General features: G+C 73.6%; 15 protein-coding genes. 4 read left to right on the top strand and 11 right to left on the bottom strand.

The genetic code is table 11. The features are described 5' to 3' along the window. Positions 1–18: 18 nt before the first annotated feature. Complete coding sequence (locus tag QSK32_RS01215; RefSeq protein ID WP_045744178.1) at positions 19–537, top strand: DUF6879 family protein; 519 nt, start codon at positions 19–21, stop codon at positions 535–537. A 37-nt stretch (positions 538–574) separates the two neighbouring features. On the opposite strand, the gene QSK32_RS01210 is transcribed toward QSK32_RS01215, so the two are convergent. Beyond that, the gene (locus QSK32_RS01210; RefSeq protein ID WP_285470981.1) at positions 575–6,037 is read right to left on the bottom strand and encodes a DUF3320 domain-containing protein; all 5,463 of its coding nucleotides are present in this window, start codon (positions 6,035–6,037) and stop codon (positions 575–577) included. 59 nt (positions 6,038–6,096) lie between these two features. Further along, positions 6,097–7,674 (bottom strand): FAD-dependent oxidoreductase, encoded by a 1,578-nt coding sequence (locus QSK32_RS01205; RefSeq protein WP_045744180.1) that lies wholly within the window; start codon positions 7,672–7,674, stop codon positions 6,097–6,099. A gap of 71 nt (positions 7,675–7,745) precedes the next feature. Here QSK32_RS01205 and QSK32_RS01200 point away from each other — a divergent pair, with 71 nt between their 5' ends. Beyond that, positions 7,746–8,330 (top strand): helix-turn-helix domain-containing protein, encoded by a 585-nt coding sequence (locus QSK32_RS01200; RefSeq protein ID WP_045744181.1) that lies wholly within the window; start codon positions 7,746–7,748, stop codon positions 8,328–8,330. Between the two features lie 5 nt (positions 8,331–8,335). On the opposite strand, the gene QSK32_RS01195 is transcribed toward QSK32_RS01200, so the two are convergent. The 4 genes from QSK32_RS01195 to QSK32_RS01180 form a co-directional block, all read right to left on the bottom strand. Continuing rightward, a complete protein-coding gene (locus QSK32_RS01195; protein ID WP_045744182.1) occupies positions 8,336–9,277 on the bottom strand; it encodes an NAD(P)-dependent oxidoreductase in 942 nt (313 codons plus the stop codon). Positions 9,278–9,292: 15 nt separating this feature from the next. Continuing rightward, positions 9,293–10,843: a glycosyltransferase family 39 protein gene (locus QSK32_RS01190; protein WP_285470980.1), complete on the bottom strand. Its 1,551-nt coding sequence runs from the start codon at positions 10,841–10,843 to the stop codon at positions 9,293–9,295. A gap of 195 nt (positions 10,844–11,038) precedes the next feature. Then, positions 11,039–11,272, bottom strand: coding sequence for a hypothetical protein (locus QSK32_RS01185; protein WP_285470979.1), 234 nt, complete (start codon positions 11,270–11,272; stop codon positions 11,039–11,041). A gap of 35 nt (positions 11,273–11,307) precedes the next feature. Further along, positions 11,308–11,646, bottom strand: a complete 339-nt coding sequence (locus QSK32_RS01180) for an L-rhamnose mutarotase (protein ID WP_045744185.1) — start codon at positions 11,644–11,646, stop codon at positions 11,308–11,310. 81 nt (positions 11,647–11,727) lie between these two features. Here QSK32_RS01180 and QSK32_RS01175 point away from each other — a divergent pair, with 81 nt between their 5' ends. Both QSK32_RS01175 and QSK32_RS01170 read left to right on the top strand, forming a co-directional pair. After that, a complete protein-coding gene (locus QSK32_RS01175) occupies positions 11,728–12,600 on the top strand; it encodes an alpha/beta hydrolase family protein (protein WP_285470978.1) in 873 nt (290 codons plus the stop codon). Next, the gene (locus QSK32_RS01170; protein WP_285470977.1) at positions 12,597–13,016 is read left to right on the top strand and encodes a MarR family winged helix-turn-helix transcriptional regulator; all 420 of its coding nucleotides are present in this window, start codon (positions 12,597–12,599) and stop codon (positions 13,014–13,016) included. The genes QSK32_RS01175 and QSK32_RS01170 overlap by 4 nt, the downstream gene beginning before the upstream one ends. Here QSK32_RS01170 and QSK32_RS01165 read toward each other — a convergent pair. From QSK32_RS01165 to QSK32_RS01145, 5 genes are all read right to left on the bottom strand, one after another. Beyond that, complete coding sequence (locus QSK32_RS01165) at positions 13,013–13,537, bottom strand: GAF domain-containing protein (protein WP_045744188.1); 525 nt, start codon at positions 13,535–13,537, stop codon at positions 13,013–13,015. The two genes, QSK32_RS01170 and QSK32_RS01165, sit on opposite strands and share 4 nt — an antisense overlap. Positions 13,538–13,635: 98 nt before the next feature. Continuing rightward, positions 13,636–14,556 (bottom strand): sensor histidine kinase, encoded by a 921-nt coding sequence (locus QSK32_RS01160; RefSeq protein WP_169792481.1) that lies wholly within the window; start codon positions 14,554–14,556, stop codon positions 13,636–13,638. A gap of 13 nt (positions 14,557–14,569) precedes the next feature. Continuing rightward, the gene (locus tag QSK32_RS01155) at positions 14,570–16,855 is read right to left on the bottom strand and encodes an ATP-binding protein (protein ID WP_045744189.1); all 2,286 of its coding nucleotides are present in this window, start codon (positions 16,853–16,855) and stop codon (positions 14,570–14,572) included. Continuing rightward, a complete protein-coding gene (locus tag QSK32_RS01150) occupies positions 16,819–18,636 on the bottom strand; it encodes a hypothetical protein (protein WP_045744190.1) in 1,818 nt (605 codons plus the stop codon). Before QSK32_RS01150 ends, QSK32_RS01155 begins: the two co-directional genes overlap by 37 nt. After that, positions 18,633–19,859 (bottom strand): hypothetical protein, encoded by a 1,227-nt coding sequence (locus tag QSK32_RS01145; protein WP_157411192.1) that lies wholly within the window; start codon positions 19,857–19,859, stop codon positions 18,633–18,635. Before QSK32_RS01145 ends, QSK32_RS01150 begins: the two co-directional genes overlap by 4 nt. Positions 19,860–19,910: the final 51 nt, after the last annotated feature.

The following is a 19,910-nucleotide window of genomic DNA, read 5'->3' as shown; positions in this document are numbered from 1 at the left end:
CTCCGACCATCGTGACGTATGCGGCTGATGCAGGTCGACGCGTTCCGGCACCTGTTCCGCGACGTCCGGCGGTCCGCGTTCCATCTGGAGGTCTCGGACGTCTACGACACCCCGGAGGAGAACGAGCCGTTCCGGCGTTTCCTGGCCGGCGAGCCGGACGACTTCGGTTGGCAGCGGTCCTGGCTCGATCTGATCCGGCGGACCACCGCGGCCGGCTGCGTGGTGGAACGTCTGCGGGTGGTCACGGTGCCGCACGGCGACTACACCCGCTGGCTGCTCAGCCTGTCCGGGCTGAACGTGGCGGCCGGCGAGCGGATCCGCTGGCTGCCCCGGGACGAGGTGGGCGGGCTGCCGGTCAGTACCGACGACTTCTGGGTCTTCGACGACCGCCGGGTCGTGTACACCCTGGTCGACCAGGACGGCACGTTCGCCGGCGGCGCGGAGACCGACGACCCGGCGACGGTCGCCCGCTGCCTGCTGATCCGCGACATGCTCTGGCCGGTCGCGATCCCGCACGACGTCTACACCAAGTCCTGACCGGTCCTGACCGCCCTACGTCGAGTCCTGACCCGCCCTACGTCGAGTCCTGCCGCGCCTTGACGTTGCGGCGCGAATCCTCCCGGCGCGGCAGGGTCGCCGGGTCCGGCAGGTCGAGCAGGTCGCCCTCGGGCGCGGCGATCAGCCCGTTCGGGTGCGCGATCAGCCGGCCCACCGACACCAGTTCGTCGAGCATCGCGGCCAGCCGCGGACCGCCCGGCCGGGTCCCGCTCCAGCCGAACAGGCGGGCCGCCGCCGCCAGCAGGTCGTCGCCCTCCACCAGGCCGGCGTCCAGGACGAGGTACTCCAGGGCGAGCAGCAGCTCCGGGTCGGCGATCTCCTCCGGCTTGCGGGTGACCTCGTCGCCCGGCACCCGGACCGCCGGGATCAGCGCGTCCGGCCAGGTCACGAAGGTGCCGTCGAACCCGGCCCGGGAGGAACGGACCGCCTGCTCGATGGCCGCCCGCACCGGCTGGGTGAGCCGCCCGATGCCCCAGCCGTCCCGGATCCGCCGGATCAGCGTGGTCAGGTGCACCGGGCCCTCCACCTCGGCGATCCGTTCGACGGCGCCGACCAGCAGCGGAGCGGTCGCCGGATCGTTCACCCGGGCACCGGCCGGCAGCGGGGCGACGGCGGCACGCACGTACGGCAGGGCCCACTCCGGGCGCTGCGCCGCGCGGACGGTCAGCACCTCACCGTCGACCTCGGCGAACACGTCCGGGGTGGACAGCGCGTTCTCGATCGCCACGCGCAGCCGGTTCTCCTCCTCGGCGCGGTCGGCGTACCAGGACACGCTCCAGATCCGGTGCAGGTGCCAGCCCAGGCCGTGCAGGACCTGGTCGTGCAGGCGGTCCCGGTCCCGGGCCGCGGTGGCGTGCGTGTACCCGGGGCCGTCGCACCGGACGCCGAGGACGTAGGCGGCGCCCTCGCTGTGGCGTACCCCGATCTCGATCCGGCACGGACCGGTCCCCACCTGGACGTCGGTCGCGTAGCCCCAGCCCGCGATGGTCTCGAGGACGGAGGTCTCGAGCGCGGTCAGCGCGACCTCCTCGGCCGGTGCCGTCCCGTTCTCGGCCGCGTCCAGATAGCCGGCCAGCCGCCGTTCGCCCTCGCCGGACGCGTCCTCCCGGGCCGATGGTGGGATCGCCGAGATCACCTCGACCCGCTGCCGGGCCCGGGTGATCGCCACGTCCAGCCGCCGCGTGCCCGCGGGACCGCCCGCCGCGCCCAGATCGGTTCCGGTCACCAGGATGACCACGTCGCGTTCGTCGCCCTGCGCCGCGTCGGCGCTCTTGACGAAGAAACCGCCGAGGTGCTGCTCCAGGTCCTCGCGGCCGGCCAGGGCCGCCTCGACCGCGGCGGCGACCCCGTCGGTCTGCTCCGGACTCAGGGTGATCACTCCGAGGGAGAGCGCCGGCCGGGTGCTGAAATGGTGCACCACCCGCTGGGTCACCAGGGCCGCCTCGGCCGCCGCGCCGTCCGCGGGGAAGAGCTGCACCCCCAGATCCGGGCCCATCGGGTACGGGCTGGGAAACGTCACCAGCCGTCCCTGATAGAACGTCCGCGCCGCGAAGTCGATCAGGCTCTCGTGCCGGCTCCGGTAGTGCCAGGTCAGGCCGAGCCGGGCGAAGCCGCCGCAGTCGTTGGCCACCACCAGCACCGACGGCCGGCCGTCCGGGGGCGGTAGTTGCGCGTCGTCCCCCACGATCACCAGTGAGGTCCCCCGGTACGCACACGCCACCGCCGCCGCCGGGGTCATCCGGGACGCCTCGTCGATGATCACCACGTCGAACCGGGCCTCGTCGGGCAGCAGCCGGCTGACCGTCGACGGCGGCGCGAGCAGGCAGGGTTTGAGTGCCGCCACCGCCTCCCACGCCCCGCCGAGCAGGTCCCGGACCGGCAGGTGCCCGTCCTTCTTCGCCCCCTCGGCGCGGATCAGCGTGGTGGCCTCGCCGGACGGCCGGCGGGTGCCGAGCGCCGCGAGGATCCGGGCGGCCGCGTCGTGCGTCTGTTCGGCGTCCAGCCGCCGGAACTCGTCGACCAGTTCGTTGCGGTCCACGGCGGCCAGCGGTTGGAGGCGTTCGTCCTCGGCGAGCACCGAGAAGATCCACGACCGGTACGCCGTCCGTTCCAGCACGTCCCCCAGCCGCTGCGGGTCGATGCCCCGGTCGGCGCACACCTCGATCGCGCCGTCCAGGCCGAACTCGGTGAGCACCTCGCGGCCGGCCAGGTACTCGAACCACTCGGCCTGCCCGGTGTCGTCCTCGAGCAGGTCACGCAGCAGGTCCCGGGCGGTCTCGTAGCGGTCCAGCGCGGTGCCCAGCCGGACCTGGCGGGCCGGCCCGAACGCGGCGAGCACCCGCCCGCGCGCCTCCAGCCAGGCCTCCTCGATGGCCGGCAGGTCCGGGACGGCCTGCCCGGTGCCGAGCGCCTGGGCCTGCTCGTTGTTGAGCGCGGCGTCCGCCCCGGTCCGCAGCGTCCGGGCCCGTGCCGTCCACTCGACGGCGTCGGCCACCGCGTCCAGGTCGGTCTCCCGTCCCCGGTACGCCTCACCCAGCGCCGACCGGTAGTGGAACTCGGTGGAGGTCAGCGCCGCCTCGGCGTCCAGCACACCCTGCCGGACCGCCAGGACGGTGCGCGCCTCGGCCACGTTGAGGTCCCGCCCGGTCCGTTCGCTGAGCTGTTCCAGCAGAGCGGCGGTCTCCCGCAGCGGGCCGACCTGCGCCCGCAGCCAGTGCACCGCGGTCTGCACCGATCCGTGCCCCAGTTCAGGGCGGGCGGCCGGTTCGGGTTCCGCACGCAGGGTGCCCCGCCAGTGCCGGAAGACCTCGCGGGCCTCGCCGACCACGGCGTCCAGCTGCTCGTGGGCGGAGCGCGAGCTGACATAGTCGACCACCGCCTGCAGACCCTCGGCCGGGGTGACGCGCAGCGCCTCGTCCACGGTCCGCAGCGCCCGGCCGATCGCCGGGAAGTCGGTCTCCAGCCGCTTCCAGTACCCGCCGAGCGCCGCCGCGTTGTGCCGTTCCGCCGACAGCAGGCCCTCCCAGGCCCGCCGCCAGGCCACCGCCAGGTGCAGGTTGGCGACCGCCTCCTCGACGGTGACGTCCTGGGCGGCCAGCTGGGCGACCGCGTCCTTGTCCCGCCGGTGCGGGGCGAGCAGCTTACGGGCACCGCGGTGCACGGTGGCGAACCGTTCGGCGAGGTCCTCGACCGGCGCCCTCAGCACCGCCTCGGTGAAGTACCGGCGGGCCTGCGCCCGGGCGGCGACGACCGCCTCGACGTGCCGGCGCAGTGCCGCGGCCGCGCCGTGCACCGCGCCCTGCGCGCCCGGCACGAACCAGGCCGGCTCCGGCTTCTCCGTGCGACCGCCCAGTTCGGAGACGAGGCCGACGAGTTCCACGTCGGAGAAGGTGATCACTTCGGGCAGGCGCAGCCGGTGCGTGATCCGGTCCAGGTTGCGCTGCTGGTGCTCGAGTTCGTCGGCGTCCGCGGCGAACCGGCCGGCGAGCGCCTTGGCGTCGGCGGCGGTCAGCGGGTCGAGCCGGACCGCGGGCGGGCTCAGCCGCGGCGGTTCCGGGAACGCGGCGGCGGACAGCGGCGGGGACAGTCGTTCCCACGGCGCGGCGATCCGGGTCCGGACCTGCTCGTACGCCGCGATGATCGCGTCCAGCCGCAGGGCGAGGTCGTCGGCGGCCTCCCGGACCGGCCGCAGGCTCATCCCGGTCAGCCACGCGTCGGCGGCGGCCGGCGGGCGTTCCACGGAGTGTTCGGCGAGTTCGGCGAGCCCCGACACCTCGGCCGGCAGCCGCAGGTGGAACGCGGCGATCAGGCTCGCGTTCGGTTCGGCGGCCGCCGCCACCTGTTCCAGGGCGACCTGCGCGTCGATCAGGGCCTCGGCCAGCGGTTCCTTCTCGACCACCTCACGCCAGCGGAACCCGCTGCGTTCCGCGGCCGGCCGCCAGGCCCGGGAGAGCCGGGCGGCGGCGGCCCGGATCCGTTCCAGGCCGGTGTCGGTCAGCGCGTGCGGTTGCAGCGCGGGGGCGGGCGCCTCCGGCACGTCGGCCAGCCGGGCGAACCGGCCGATCACCTCGTGCAGGCTGCACCCCAGCGGGTCACGTTCCTCGGCGACCGCGGCGGCGTAGGCGTCGAGCTGCTCGCGCCGGTCCCGCAGTCGTTCCCGGTCCTCCTCGGACAGGGCGGCGTCCGGCAGCGGCGCGGCGTCCAGGGCTGCGGCCAGCCCGGACGCCACCTGCCGGCGGGCCACCCGGGCGCCGCGCAGGTCGAGCAGGTGGTTGCCGAGGCCGGCGGCGGCGAGACGTTCCTGCACGGTGTCCAGCGCGGTGGCCTCCTCGGAGACCACCAGGACGCGTTTCCCGGCGTACGCCAGCGCACCCACCATGGCCGCGACGGTCTGCGACTTGCCGGTCCCGGGCGGGCCGTCGACCACGAAACTGCGTCCGCGGACGGCGGCCTCGACGCACGCCCGCTGGTCCGCGTCCACGTCCAGGACCAGCGGAACCGGGCCGTCCGGGTCGGTGTCCGTGGCGGTGAACGCGCCGTCGCCGCCGATCCCGGCCAGGGCCCGGACCATCGGGTGCGCGGTGATCTCGTCCTCGTGCGCGGTCAGGTCCCGGTGCACCGTCTCGCCGGACGGGTCGAGGCGGGCCAGGACGATCGTCTCGGTGGTGCGCCAGCCGCTGCGCCCGGTGATCGCCGCGTCGACCATGGCGCGGACCGCGGCGGCGTCGGCCGGGGCGGTCTCCGGCAGGTCGATCTCGAGGGCCCGCAGCCGGGCCACCAGCGCCGGGTTGATCATCGGATCGCCGGCGCCGAGCCGCAGCCGCGGCACGTCGCCGGGGCCGAGGGCGACCAGCTCCACCGGGAGCAGCGTCAGCGGGCTGGCGTGCCCGGCGCCGTCGCGGTCCTGCCAGTGCAGGAGCCCGACGGCCAGATGCAGCACGTCCACGCCGCGGTCGGTCTGTTCCTGCCGGGTGTGCCGGCGCAGCCGCCGCAGCAGTGGGCGCAGGACGTCCTCGGGCAGGTCCGTGCGCAGGACGGTGTCACGCCGGTGCCGGCCGGACGACTTGTGCTCGTCCCCCGAGCGCCGCCTCCCCCGCCGGGGGCCGGCCGGCGGGAGGTCCTCGCCGACAGGTTCGGGCCGGTCGCCGACCAGGCCGGCGAGTTCGGAGGCCGGGCCGGCGAACTTCTCGGCAGCCGGGTCGGCGAACTCCTCCCCGGCCGGGCCGGCGAAGTCGTTGCCGCCCGGGCCGGCGAACTCGTCGGAGGCCGGGCCGGCGAACGAGCAGTCACGCCCGGCTCGCAGGGCCTGCAGGACGACGGCCGACGACGGCGCGGTGATCTCGATCAGGTCGGCACCGCCCCGGGGCAGGTTGACGAGGCGCTCCGCGGCGACGGCGTCGACGATCCCGTCCCGCCAGGCCGCGAGCGCGGCCCGGGCGTCGTCGCCCGGGCCCGACTGTCGTTCAGGATCCGGCCGCATAGCCTCATTCCAGCAAGGTAGCCGGAGCCACGCTGGCAATTCGCCGCCTTTATCGTCTTTTACCGGCGCTTTGCCACCAATACCGCGTCGTGGACGGTCAAGTCCTGCCCCTCCGGGCCACGAGCGGCCCGTGCCCGGGTCTCCACCGCCACCGTCTCCCACGCCGCCGGATCCAGGTCCGCCGCGAGCTCCTCGGCCGTGAACAGCATCTCCGGGAAGTGCATCCGCCCCACCCCGGCCGCCAGATCCTTCGGGTGGTGCCCCACGATCAGCAGCGTCCCGCCCGGCGCCACCGCACCGGCCAGCTGGGCGTACAACTTCTGCCGTGCCTGCGCCGGGAGGTGCATGAAGTGCGAGGACACCATGTCGTACGCGGCCGGCGCGACCGTCTCCCGCAAGAGGTCCATCGCCCGGAACGACACCCGGTCGGCCACCCCGGCCTCCGCGGCGTGCCCGGCCGCCCGCTCCAGCGCCACCGCCGAGATGTCGACGGCGGTCACCCGCCACCCGCGCCGGGCCAGCCACACCGCGTCGGCGCCCTCACCGCAGCCCACGTCCAGGACCCGCCCCGGGGCCAGCCCCTCCGCCTCGGCGACCAGCTGCGGGTTCGGGTTGCCGCTCCAGATCGCCGGCTTGCCGCGGTAGCGTTCCTCCCAGGCGTCCCGGGTGAACATAGTGGCGATCCGCTCCCGATACCCGGCCACCGCCTCCCGGGTGTCCTCGGCGATCAGATCCATGTTGATCGCGCCCGCCGCGGTCTGGCCGCCGGCCGCCGCGACCGCCACCGTCGCCGCCAGGTTGGTGACGTTGCCGGCCACCCAGACACCGGGCACGGTCGTCGCGCCGGCCTCGTCCGACGGGATCCGGCTGCCCATCACGTGCCCGTGCATCTCCATGTCGACCGGCTTGAGACCCAACGACTCCAGCACCCGGGACCGGGCCGTGAACCGGGGGCCCGCTACCAGCGCGTCGAGGGCCACCACGTCACCTGACGCCAGGCGTACCCCGGTCATCCGGTCGTCGGTGACCTCGACGCCGGCGACGGCCCCGGCCACGACGGGGATCTCCCGTGCCGCCAGTTCCTCGGCCTGCTCCGCCGACGGCGCCGGCTGGTCGCCCAGCAGCAGGAGCAGGTTCGGGGTGATCTGCCGCCACATCTGTGCCTGCAGCGGGCTGAGCGGGCTGGTCGCGAGCACGCCGATCCGCTTGTCCCGCAGTTCCCAGCCGTGGCAGTACGGGCAGTGCGCGACGTCCCGGCCCCAGCGCTCGGCGAGTCCCGGGATGTCCGGCAGCTCGTCGACCAGTCCGGTGGTGACCAGCAGCCGCCGCGCGGACAGTTCACGCCCGTCCGCGGTCCGCACCCGGAACCCGCCCGGCTCGCGGACCGCCGACTCGGCCTTCGCGGTGATGACCTCCGCGCCGTACCGGGCGATCTCGGCCCGGCCGATCGCCAGCATCTCGGCCGGCGGGGTGCCGTCGCGTCCCAGGTAGTTCTGCATGTGCGCGGCGGGGGCGTTACGCGGCTCACCGCTGTCGACGACGAGCACCGAGCGCCGCGACCGGGCCAGGGCCATCGCGCCGCTCAGGCCGGCCGCTCCGCCGCCGATGACCACCACGTCGTACCGGGTCTGCTCCATCGTTGTTTCCTCTCTCGCGTTGCCCTCACGGTGCATGACCCTTGCGCGAGACGGCAACTATCCTTGCCGTTATGGCAAAAGACCTGGAGAACGCGCTCGCGGCGGTCGGGCCCCGGCTACGGGACCTGCGCCGGAAGCGGGAGATCACCCTCACGCAGCTGGCCGAGACCACCGGCATCTCGGTGAGCACGCTGTCCCGCCTCGAGTCCGGCACCCGCAAACCGACCCTGGAACTGCTGCTGCCGCTGGCCGCCGCCTATCAGGTCGGCCTGGACGAGCTGGTCGACGCCCCGGAGACCGGCGACCCGCGGGTGCGGGCCAAACCCATCGTGCGGGGCGGCCGGACCTTCATCCCGCTGACCCGTCAGCCGGGCGGCCTGCAGGCCTTCAAGCAGATCCTGCCGCCGGACGGCCCGGCGTGCGACCTGGAACAGAAGACCCATGAGGGGTACGAGTGGCTGTACGTCCTGTCCGGGCGGATCCGGCTCATCCTCGGCACCCACGACCTGGAGCTGGAACCGGGCGAGGCGGCCGAGTTCGACACCCGGCTCCCGCACCTGGTCCTGAATCCGGGCACCGGGCCCGCCGAGATCCTCAACATCTTCGGACCACAGGGCGAGCGTCTGCACGTCCGGGCCCGCTCCACCCCGCACTGACCGCGTCAGCGGGCGACGACGTTACGCAGAGGCCGACCCGTCCGGAAGAGGGCGAGGTTCTCGGAGAGCAGCGCGTCGGCACCCTCGGGACGACCGCCCGCCGCATGCGGCGAGATGATCACATTCGGCTCGTCCCACAGGGGCGACGACGCCGGGAGCGGCTCCACCGCGAACACGTCCAGCGCCGCTCCCCCGAGCCGCCCCGCCCGCAACGCCGCCACCAGCGCCTCCTCGTCGAGCACACTGCCGCGCCCCACGTTCAGAACCCACGCGTGCTCGGGCAGCCCGGCGAACACCGCGGCGTCGAGCACCCGATCCGTTTCGGGCGTACCCGGCAGGATCGAGATCAGCAGGTCGGTGTCCGGCAGCAGCGTGGGCAGCGACGCGGCGGTCACCACCGGGAACCCGTGACGCTCACCCGCGGTCCGCGCCACCCCGGTGACCCGGGCACCCAGCGCCGCCAGCAACGGCGCCAGCGTCCCCGCGATCCCGCCGAATCCCCAGATCACCACGTTCGCGTCGCGCAGCGTCCGGAACGTGCCCGGCGCGTCCACCGGCTGCAAGCCGCCCAGCTCCCCCGCCCACCGGCCGCCGATCTGGGCCCGGACCAGCAGGTTCACCCGGCGGGCGGCGGCCAGCGTCAGCGCCAGCGCGTGTTCCGCCACGGTCCGGTCGTGCAGCCCGAGCCCGGCCGTCACCACCACCGACGGCGCGAACCCGGCCCGCAGCACCGCGTCCGGTCCGGCCGCCAGCGTCTGCACCCACCGCAGCCGGGGAAGCCGCTGAGCGCAATCGGTCAGGTTCGCGGCGCTGTTGCCCCACACCACGAGCACCTCGGCGTCCCGGCACGAGTCCGGCAGCGGCGCCTGCGTGTCATAGACGGAAACGGTCACGCCGTCGGGCAGCGTGGGGGACAACGGCATCGTGTCGGGAAGCAGAACCAGCATCTCGCCAGCCTGCCATCAACCGACGTGTTCGTAGAGCGCCACCGTCGCCCGCTTCGGCTGCCAGAAGCCGACCCGCCGGTACTCCGCGTCGAGCAGCGGCCGCAGACCGGGCCGGGCGGTGACCGGGTCGTCGCGGCGGTCACCGACGATCAGCCAGATCCGGCGGGCGCCGTCCACGTGCACGGCCACGTCCGGGTACTCCTCGGCGATCAGCAGGCCGGTCCGCGCGGACGGCACCCGGACCAGCGGGTCGGCCGGCTGGGTGGGCAGCCGGTCCAGGTAGTAGTCCATGCCGGCACGCACCTGACGGTTCTTCGGCGGGTACACGACGATGTCGCCGGGCTGCTGGTTGCGGGCCACCACCTGGGCGGCGGTGCGGTAGTCCGGGCCCTTCTTGGCCGCCGGCCCGCGGATCTGCCGCTGGGCGGGCACGGACACCACCGCGAGCAGCAGAAGCACCGAGACGATCCGCAGCGCGCCGAAACGAGACCAGCCCTCCCGCCCGCCGGCCAGGGCGACGGCGGCCAGCATCGCCATCGGGGCGAGCACCACGAGCAGGTATCGGGCCACCCACATCGGCGAGATCAGCGCCGACACCAGGGCGAGCGCGCACAACGGCCCGAGGGCCAGCGCGGCGATCGGGGCGATCCGCAGCAACGGCCGCCAGGAGGCGAGCACGAGCAGGCCGATCAGCAGCCAGGCCACCTCGGCGGAACCGGTGATCTCGGCGGGCATGTCCTGCAGACGTCCGAGAGTGATCGGTTCGACCCAGTGCAGCTGGGTGTCCTCCTGGTGCGCGCCGAGCCAGGCGAGCGGCAGCAGCGGCACGAGCGCCGCGATCACCGTGCCGGCCCAGACGGCGACCGGCCGCCACCGCCGGCGGCGCCACAGGTGGGCGGCGATCAGCACGGCGTGCGCCGCGAGGGTGGTCAGGGCGACCAGGTGGGCGAGACCCAGGAACGTCACGCTCAGGCCGTAGCCGATCCAGGTGTACGCGCGACCGCGCCGTACCGCCACCACCAGCATCAGCAGCGCCAGCACCGAGAAGAAGCAGGCGAACGCGTACGGCCGGGCCTCGGCGGCGTACCGGGAGGTGTTCGGCACCACGCACAGGATGAGCCCGGTGATCAGCCCGATCATCGGGGTGAACAGGCGGCGCCCGAGTTCGGCGGCGAGCGCGACCCCGCCGGCCATCGCGATGATCGACGGCAGGCGCAGATCGGTCTCCGAGGAGCCCACCACGGCGCTCCAGAAGTGCAGGAACGCGTAGTAGAACCCGAACACCGCGTCGATGTTCTGGATCATGTCCCAGATCTGCGGCAGGCTCCGGGCGGCCACCTCGGCGGAGGTGACCTCGTCCCAGCTCAGGGTGGGCCGGCCGGCCTGGATCGAGCCGATGCCGGCCATCAGCGCGCCGGGCACCACGCTGGGCAGCAGGCGGCCGAGGACGTCACCGGCCCGGGTGGTGCGCCGTGGTGGCCCGGCCGGCGTGACCGCCCGGCCGGGCGGTGGTGTCCGCGTTCTGGTGGCTCGCTCCGGCCGTGTGCTGGTCGGCGAATCGGTCACTGTCACCCCCGTCGGTGTCCGGCCCGAAAGCCTTGACGTCAGGTAACACGTCCGCCCGGGCCGCACGGATCACTCGCGGCAGAGTCCATCAGACCAGGGGCGCGCAAGTCCGGCGTTCCGCGGACATCGACGGCGGAACCTCCCCGGCCAGAGACGTCTCGTGGTCATCGCGCAAAGCCCGTCCGCGTGGTGACTTCAGGCGCCCAGCGCGCCCGAAATCACCACACCCACAACAGCGTGGTGATTTCGGGCGTCCAGCGCGCCCGAAATCAACACACCACAACCGGTGTGGTGAATTGGGGCGTCCAGCGCGCCCGAAATCAACACACCACAACCGGTGTGGTGAATTGGGGCGTCCAGCGCGCCCGAAATCAACACACCACAACCGGTGTGGTGAATTGGGGTGCCCAGCGCGCCCGTAATCACCACGCGGACGGGCTTCGCACCCTGACCACGAAACACGGCTAGAGCGCCTCGAGCTGCGCCTCCAGGTGGAAGATCTCGTCGAGTACGAACATGCCCTCGTCCGGCCGGGCCTCGCCGAGTGACGGGAAGAACTCGGCCATGGCCGCCTGCCAGCGCGGGTTCACCTCGGTACGCGCCATCGCGTCCTGCGCCGCGGCGAAGTCCTCGGTCTCCAGGACGCCGACGAGCAGCCCGTCCGGGCGCAGGTAGAGCCGGTAGTCGTGCCAGCCGGTGTCCTTGAGGGCCCGCAGCATGTCCGGCCAGACCGCGGCGTGCGCGGCCCGGTAGGCGTCCAGCTTCTCCGGGGCGACCTGAAGGGTGAAGCACACGCGGGTCATCGCGACTCCTGTTCGTGATCGTGGGATCCGCCCGTCATCATGCCTTCCCCGGCCGTGCGCGGCACCGCTAGTTTGTTTCGCATGCGAAATAACCAGACGATCACCGTCCCGGCCGGTGACGGCGTCATCACCGGGACGCTGTGGGAGCCCGACGGCGAGCCCGAGGCCGCGCTGGTGATCCACGCGGCGACCGCGACCCCGCAGGGCTTCTACCGCAACCTCGCCGGCTATCTCGCGGAGAACGGCATCGCCACGATCACCTACGACTACCGGGGCACCGGCCGGTCCGGTTCGCCGCGCGCCCACCGGCACCTGGCCATGCGCGACTGGATGGAGACCGACGTGCCGGCCGTGGCCGCATGGGCGCACGAGCGGTTCCCCGGCCTGCCGCAGTTCGCGATCGGGCACAGCCTCGGCGGGCACGCCCTGACGCTGGGCCACGGCACCGGGCGGCTGACCGCGTTCGCCCTGGTCGCCTCGCACGTGGTGTCGATCCGGGAGATCCCGGACCGTGCCGAGCGCCTCCGGGTGTCGCTGGTGATGAAGGTGCTCGGGCCGGCCCTGGGGCGCATGCTCGGTTACGTCCCGGCCCGCCGTCTCGGGCTGGGCGAGGACATCCCCGCCGCCGCCATGGCGCAGTGGGCGGCCTGGTCACAGCAGGAGGGATACCTGTTCACCGATCCGGCCATGCGCGGCCCGGAGCGCGCCGCCACGGTCACCCTCCCGGTGCTGATCATCGGCCTCACCGACGACAAGTGGGCGACGGCGTCGCAGATCGACGGCCTGGCCGCCCACCTGGCCAACGCCACCGTCGAGCGGCGCACCTACTCACCCGCCGACGCCGGTGTCACCGAGATCGGCCATCATGGGTTCATGCGCCGCCACGTGAAGGACGCCCTCTGGCCCGACCTGCTCGGCTGGCTGCGCCGGCATGCCGGGAGCAGCGTGCGATGAGCCGGCGGCTGGTGTTCGACCTGATGCGCGCCGAGCGTTCGCTGCGGCGGCTGATCGACGCGCATTCCGGGGACACCGGCATCGGCGCCGCCGGGGCGGGCGTGCTGTTCCACCTCGCCCGGCACGACGACTCCCTGGTGGGCGACGTGACGGCGGCACTGTGCGCGTCACCGTCCGGGATGAGCGGACTCGTCAGCCGCCTGGAGAAGGGCGGATTCGTCACCAAGACACCGGATCCGGCGGACGCCCGCGCGGTCCGGCTAGCGCTGACCCCGCTCGGGCGTGAGGCCGTGACCACCGCGAAATCGGTGGTGCACGACCTCAACGCCCGGCTCACCGAGGGTTTCAGCGAGGACGAGGTCGACGTGATCGGACGCTTCCTGGCGCACACCGCGGCCTTGCGGCCCCGGCCCTAGTCCCCGATCCGCAACTGGGTGGCGGCATATCGGGCCAGGTGTTCCAGGACCGTCCGGTGCGCCTCGGTGAAGACGTTGGGCTCGCGGTCCAGCAGGCAGACCGTGCCGACGACGTAGCGCCGGATGGTCAGCAGCGGTGCGCCCACGTACGACCGGATCCCGCCGTTGCTGGCCAGCGGGCACTGGGAGTACAGCGTCTCCTGGAGGAGATCCGGGATGAGCAGGGTGCGCCCGGTCCGGACCACCGTCGAGCAGGGTGTGCGGTCCGTCTCGTACGTGCTGGTCTCGAGCAGCCAGCCGTCCATTCCGTGCGACCCGGTCACCAGGACCTCGTCGCCCAGGACAAGGTTCACAGCAGCGATCTTGCTGCCGGTCACCTTGGTGAGCCCGAGGGTGAACTGCTCCAGATCCGCTGCACTCAGCCTGTCGGCGTCGAGGATCTCGGCCACGGCCATCAGCCGGTCGGGATCGGTCAGTGAGTCGTCGATCGTGGAGTTACTGATCTGTTGCGCAGTCATCATGGTTGGCCCCGTCCCAATAACATTCCAGACAAATAGCCTAGCCATCGGCGGCTTTGGCCTGTGGTGCTTCACGGGAGCAGTTCGGTTGTCGTGCCCGGTCACCCGGCGACCGCGGGCAGCGTGAGCCAGAATCTCGTTCCGCCCGTCTCCGCGGGCTCCGCTCCGATCAGGCCGCCGTGCTCCTCCACGATGCGGCGGCAGATGTTGAGGCCCAGACCGGTGCCGGGATACCCGGCGTCGGCGTGGGCGCGGTACCGCCCGGCGAAGACCATCTCGTGCTGGCCGTCCGGGATGCCGATGCCGTTGTCGGTCACGTCGATGCGTACCCACCCCCGGGTGTCCGGCCGGCCGGACACCCGTACCCGGGCCACGTCGCCGTGCCCGACGTACTTGATCGCGTTGCCGAGCAGGTTGTCGAAGACCCGGCGCACCATCACCGCGTCGATCGTCACCGGCGGCAGCTCGTCCACGATGATCTCCGGTGGCGGGCCCTCGTGTGCGGCCCGGAACCGGTCCAGGCACTCCTGGGCCACCTCCCCGACCAGCGCGGCCAGGTCGGTCGGCTCGGCGCTGATCTCGTCGTCGCGGGCCGAGAGCGACTCCAGCACGTCGTCGATGAGCTGCTGCATCCGCTCGGCACTGGTGGTGATCTGCTTCAGGAAGCCGTGGTACTCCCCCGCGCCCATCTGGTTCGCGTCCAGGTGGTTGAGCAGGTCCGCGTACGCCACGATGGTGATCAGCGGGGCCTTGAGGTCGTGGCTGAGCTCGCCGGCGAACTCCTGGACCCGGTTCAGCGACGAGGTCAGGGTGCGGTTCTCGGCCCGCAGCGCGGCGTTCGCCGCCACCAGCTTGTCGGCGCCGATGACCGGCTGGCGCAGCACCGACCGGGAGGGGCGCCGCGCGTCGGCGATCGCGAGCCTGCGGCGTACGCTGCGGGAGGGCCCGGCCGGGACGGGCAGAGTCCGGTCCTGGGGCGTCACGGTGGCTATCCCGCCGCGCTCGGCGGCCGTGGAATTCATCGGGTGTCCCATCTCAGCTGATCCGCTCCCCATCGGCAAGGTAACCGGAGAGAGCCGCGGCCGTGCCGTCGACCGTGCTATCCAATTCCTCGAACAGACCGCGTAACTCGTCGCCGGGCGCGCCGGCCACCGCCCGTTCCTCGAGCTTGGCGCAGGCCGCGGCGAGCGCGTCGGCGCCGAGCAGCGCGCTCGACGACTTCCAGGTGTGCGCGGCCAGCGACACCGAGGAGTGGTCGCCGGAGCGGACCGCCTCGGCCAGTTCGGTCCGGCGCGGCACCACCTGCTCCAGGTACGCGCGCACCGTCGCCATCATCAGCGGCCGGTCGCACAGCTGCTCCTCGAGGTCGTACAGCCGGGTGGCGTCGACCAGCGCCATCGCCGCGGCCGGTACGGCCGACGCCGGCGAGTCCGGCGGTGAGGAGACCGGTGGCGGGGAGGCCGGGGCCGGTGGGGAGGACACCGGCGACGGCGGGATCACCGGTTCGGGCACCGGCGCGACCAGGTACGGCTCGAGCCCCTGCCGCAACCGGGGCAGCGTGATCGGCTTGGTGAGCACGCCGTCCATCCCGGCCTCCCGGCATCGTTCGGTCACGCTGTTCATGGCGGTGGCGGTCAGCGCCAGGATCGGGGTCCGGAACCCGGCCGCCCGGATCCGCCGGGTCGCCTCCATCCCGTCCACGTTCGGCATCTGCAGGTCCATCAGGACCGCGTCGTAGCGCGGACCGGTCAGCACCGCGTCGGCCGCCGCGGCCCCGTCGGCCACCGCGTCGCACTCCACACCCAGCAGGGTGATCATCCGGGCCAGGACCGAACGGTTCACGTCGTTGTCCTCGGCGAGCAGCACCCGGCTGCCCGGCGGCAGCGCCGGCGGGGTCACCGGCGCGCCCCGCACCCCGGTGCGCTCCTTGTTGAGCGTGGCCACCAGACGGTGCCGCAGCAGCGGGGCGGTCAGGATGTTGCCGCCGCGGAACAGTCCACGGCGCGGGTCGGTCGTACTGATCATGACAGCGCGGCCGTCCGGGCCGGCGGCCTTCTCCACCGCCTCCACCCGCTTGCCCACCTCGGGGTCGTGGGTGTCGTCGCACCAGAGCACCACCTCGCTGTCCGGGATGCCACGGAGCACCTCCGGCATGCCGGAGATGGTGACGATCGCGCCGGCCGAGGTGAGCAGCCAGTTCAGCGCCTGGGTGGAGTGCGGCGACGGCGCGACCACGGTGATCCGGCGGCCGGCCAGCGGCGCCGCGCCGTGGTCCTCGTCGGCCGAGGCGGCCCGCAACGGGATCCGGACCCGGAACTCCGAGCCCTCGCCCGGCGACGAGTCGACCTCGAGGATGCCGTCCATGCTCTCCACGATGCGGGCCGCGATGGCCAGGCCGACGCCGGCGCCCTCGTGCCGGCGCGCGGCGGACGAGTCGACCTGCACGAACGGTTCGAAGATCCGGCGCTGATCCTCGTCGGCCAGTCCCGGACCGGTGTCGCGGACGGTGAGCACCAGCCGGCCCTCGCCGTCGCGGCGGGCGGTGACCACGACCTCGCCGCTCTCGGTGAACTTGACCGCGTTGCCGACCAGGTTGGTCAGCACCTGGCGGATCCGGTTGGGGTCGCTCCAGACCGCGTCCGGCATGCCCGGCTCGACCGCGGCGAGCAGCAGCAGCGCCTTCTGCCGGGCCAGGTCCTGCAGCGGCTCGATGACACCCTCGAGCAGGTGGCGCAGCGGCACCGGTCGCGAGTCCAGCTCCAGCTGGCCGGTCTGCAGCCGGGCCAGGTCGATCAGGTCGCTGGTGATCGACTGGAGGGCGTGGGTGGACCGGTGCACGCCGTCGACGACCTCGCGGATCTCGTGCGGCAGGGTCATCGCCCGGAGCACCTCGACCAGGCCGACGACCGCGGTCACCGGGGTACGCACCTCGTGGCTGAGCAGCGCCAGGAACTCGGCCTTCTCCCGGGCCACCTCGTCGGCGCTGCCGGCGGCCGGCTCGGTGGTGACCAGGCGCCGGCGGTTGCCCCGCTCGGTGGTGATGTCGGCGATCCGGACGGCCCGCTCGGCGCCGTCGCACCCGCAGCGCACCGTCACCGGTTCACCCAGCGGGGTGCCGGCCCGGACGGTCTGCGTCATCCGCGCGTGCGCCTCGCAGCCCGTGTTCTCCGGCGGGAAGGACTCCCCCGCACCGGCGTGCACGCTGCCCGGACCGCCGAGCGCCGACCACCGCGCGTTCGTGGTCAGGACCCGCCCGGAGCAGTCCACCAGTGCGGCCGGCGAGGCTATCGCCTCCACCAGCGCACGTGCCGCGTAACCCATGTCTTCCCTCCCGCGCGGCTCCCCTTCGCCGGCCCTGCTGCCATGGTTTCCCGGTGACGGTGCTCGTCGGCGTGCGGTTCGGTTGCCATCCGGATGTCTCCGGCTCCCGCCGCCGCCCGGCGCCGCCGCCTGCGCACCAGCAGGACGACGACCGCAGGAATCGCGGTACCGAAACTCATCGTCACCCACCAGAAGGGCTTGCGGAGGGCGTTCGTGACGAACGGGGGCGCGGCCACGGTGTCCAGCCCGCTGCTCGCACCGGCCAGGCCGGCCGCGACCTTGCGCGTACCGTCGTCGCGGAGGAGGCCTCCGGCGCGTGCCGCACCGGACCGCCAGGGCAGCAGACCCGTCTCCTGATCGGTGTCGCCGTCGCGCAGCGCGGCGAAGATCGCGCCGCGCAGGTTGTTGCGGCCGGCGATCAACCGGGTCTGCGCCAGGTCGTAGGCCTGCTCACGCTCGGTGTGCCCACCGGGGAAAACGCTGTTGTACGTGTCGATGCCGTACCGGGAGAGCATCACCGGCCGTCCCGCGGCGGCCCGGGCGACCGCGGACAGCGCCGCCGGCAGCTGCGCGCGGTCGCCGCTCCAGGTCAGTGACACCACGTCCAGCAGCGAGTTCATCGTCGCGTTGCCGGCCCACTCGGCGTCCGGCCAGGTGACCGTGATCGGCGCGGCCGGGGCGATCTCACGCATCAGCGTGACGGTGTGCAGCACCCAGGCGCGGGCCTGCACGTCGGCCGAGGTGCCCGGCTCGTCCGCGGTGAGCCGGTCGGCGAGGTCCCAGAGCACGATCGACGCGTGGTCGCCGAGCGCCGCGACCACGGCCCGCAGGTGCATGTCGGTGGCCACCCAGAGGTCCGGGGTGGGCGTGTCCAGCCCGGCGAACAGGGCCGGCACCACCCGCAGCCGCTGGGCAGCGGCCAGGTCGAGGAAGCGCCGTACCCGCTTGAGCACGTCCTCGTCCGGGGTGTCGGCGCCCAGGTCCGGGTACGACAACGGCAGCCGCACCGTGTCCAGGCCGAGGTCGCGGGCCGCCGTCAGCTGGGCGTTCACCGCGGTCTCGTCGAGGTTCGCGGTCACGTCCAGGAACAGGCTCGCCCCGGTCAGCTGCGGCACCGCGAGCGCCGTGCCCGGTTTCGCCGACCCGGGCAGCACCGAGATGCCGCCCTCGCCCCCGGCACCGACCACCGCGGGGTCGCCGGTCCCGGTCCGCCGGAACTGCTGGACCAGCCAGGTGCCCTCCTGCTTGACCAGCACCACCTGGTAGGTCTCCCGGGCGTCGGTGACGGTGGCCGACCCGCCGCTGACCGCGGACCGGACGATGTCGGCGGCGGTGTCACGGATCCCGACCGTGCCGCCGTCCAGCGCGTAGAAGATCAGCTCCAGCCGGTGGCCGACGCCCCAGGTGGCCGCCGAGCCGCGGGGCAGGGCGAGCACCGCGTCCCGGGCCGAGCCGGTGAACGAGCTGATCACCGGGCTGGTGTCCCCGGTCGACTGGTAGCGCCCGAGCGCCGCCCAGGCCCGCACGTACGCCGCCTCGATCAGCACCCGGGTGGCCGGCTCGAAGTCCCGCAGCCCGTCCCAGCGGTCGGCGCCCCAGGTGACCAGCCGGTCCGCGTCGTCGGGCAGGTCGGCGACCGCGGGCACCACGGTCGTGGTGCTGCTCGGGGTGTCCCAGATCGCCAGCCGGCCGACCAGGGCGAGGGTGCCGACCGCGCCGGCCACGCTGCCCACCACCAGGGCCCGCGCGAAGATCCGCTTGAGCCGGTTGCGCTGGATCATGCCAGGTCCCGGGTCGTGGCGGCCCCGAGCACCGTGGCCCGGACCCGCAGTGGACCGGTGAGACCGTCGGTGACCAGGGTCAGCGTCAGGCTGCCGCCGATCAGCTGTCCGCTCGCGTCGTTGTGCTTCCCGGTCGCGTCCGTGATCGTGACCGCGGCGGGCGTCCCGTCGACCATCAGCGCGCCCATCTCCCCGGTGACCGGGCCGACGGTGACGGTGACCTCGTTGACGCCGCGGGCCGCGGTCACCGGGATGCGCGGATCCACCGTCGGGAAAGCGACCTGCAACACCCGGGCGGTCGTCGTGCCGCGGCACTCGGCGCGCAGCCGCATCCGGCCCGCCCTGTCCGGCGCCTCCAGGGTGAAGTCGGCCAGCCCGCCGACGGTGTAGCTCGCCGCCTCGCCCTCCCCGGCCACCCCGTCGTAGAGGAGCCGGACCGCGGTGCCGTCCGGCTCCACGTTGCCGTGCGCGTCGCGCAGCGTGGAGGTGCGCACGGTGAGCAGCGAACGGCCGTCGGCCACCGGCACGAACCCGACGGTCCGCAAGGTGAACGGCAGCGGCGGGGCGGCCACCTCGGCCAGGTCCACCGCCGAGCCGCTGGCGTCCCCGACCGAGACACCGACCAGCCCGTTGCCCGCACTCTTCCCGGAGGGCAGCATCGCGTACGCGAAAAGCCCCGCCATCGTCAGTCTCCGGCGCTCCACGCCCCCCGTGGGCCGTTTGCGCACCATGGTCACCGGTGTGCCGTCCGGCTGCGCGTTGCCCCACGCGTCCACCGGGACGGTGACCATCATCGAGACGTCGGCGCCGTCCGCGACGATCGTCTTGGGTCCGACCTCGGCCACGGTCGGCTCGACCACGGCGCCCGGCACCACGCGCATGGTCCGCGACGCGATGGCCTCGCCGCTGCGGGCCACGAAGGTCAGCGCCCCGGCCCAGCGGGTGGTGGCCGACGGGATCCGGAACAGCGCCCCGTTGGCCCCGGCGATCGAGTCGGCCGTGCTGGTGCCGAGCCCGCCGATGCTGACCAGTGACACGGTGGCACCGATCGGGGCGCCGCCGACCCGCACGCTCATCGTCTCGGCGGCGGCCACCCGGTCCGGCAGTTCCAGGGTCAGGGCGTACGCCGAGGCGGTCCCGCCGCCGGTCCCGGAGGTGCCGGTGTCCTGCGCCGGGCGCGTGGCGAACCATCCGGCCGCGGCGGCGAGCAGCAGCACGGACACGACGGCCAGCATCCGGCGGCCCGGGTCGGGTGGCCGCCGGTGACGTCCCGG

The organism is Actinoplanes sp. NBRC 101535 (assembly GCF_030269225.1).
Classification (GTDB): domain Bacteria; phylum Actinomycetota; class Actinomycetes; order Mycobacteriales; family Micromonosporaceae; genus Actinoplanes; species Actinoplanes rectilineatus.
The sequence above is the reverse complement of the archived record's forward strand: the minus strand, read 5'-3'. Positions and strand labels throughout refer to the sequence as shown.

Excerpts from the sequence above, each read along its gene's own strand:
- QSK32_RS01200 (WP_045744181.1), top strand. The coding sequence starts at position 7,746 with ATGGCAAAAGACCTGGAGAACGCGCTCGCGGCGGTCGGGCCCCGGCTA.
- QSK32_RS01210 (WP_285470981.1), bottom strand. The coding sequence starts at position 6,037 with ATGCGGCCGGATCCTGAACGACAGTCGGGCCCGGGCGACGACGCCCGG.
- QSK32_RS01205 (WP_045744180.1), bottom strand. The coding sequence starts at position 7,674 with ATGGAGCAGACCCGGTACGACGTGGTGGTCATCGGCGGCGGAGCGGCC.
- QSK32_RS01160 (WP_169792481.1), bottom strand. The coding sequence starts at position 14,556 with ATGAATTCCACGGCCGCCGAGCGCGGCGGGATAGCCACCGTGACGCCC.
- QSK32_RS01150 (WP_045744190.1), bottom strand. The coding sequence starts at position 18,636 with ATGATCCAGCGCAACCGGCTCAAGCGGATCTTCGCGCGGGCCCTGGTG.
- QSK32_RS01165 (WP_045744188.1), bottom strand. The coding sequence starts at position 13,537 with ATGATGACTGCGCAACAGATCAGTAACTCCACGATCGACGACTCACTG.
- QSK32_RS01215 (WP_045744178.1), top strand. The coding sequence starts at position 19 with ATGCGGCTGATGCAGGTCGACGCGTTCCGGCACCTGTTCCGCGACGTC.
- QSK32_RS01155 (WP_045744189.1), bottom strand. The coding sequence starts at position 16,855 with ATGGGTTACGCGGCACGTGCGCTGGTGGAGGCGATAGCCTCGCCGGCC.
- QSK32_RS01180 (WP_045744185.1), bottom strand. The coding sequence starts at position 11,646 with ATGACCCGCGTGTGCTTCACCCTTCAGGTCGCCCCGGAGAAGCTGGAC.
- QSK32_RS01195 (WP_045744182.1), bottom strand. The coding sequence starts at position 9,277 with ATGCTGGTTCTGCTTCCCGACACGATGCCGTTGTCCCCCACGCTGCCC.
- QSK32_RS01175 (WP_285470978.1), top strand. The coding sequence starts at position 11,728 with ATGCGAAATAACCAGACGATCACCGTCCCGGCCGGTGACGGCGTCATC.
- QSK32_RS01170 (WP_285470977.1), top strand. The coding sequence starts at position 12,597 with ATGAGCCGGCGGCTGGTGTTCGACCTGATGCGCGCCGAGCGTTCGCTG.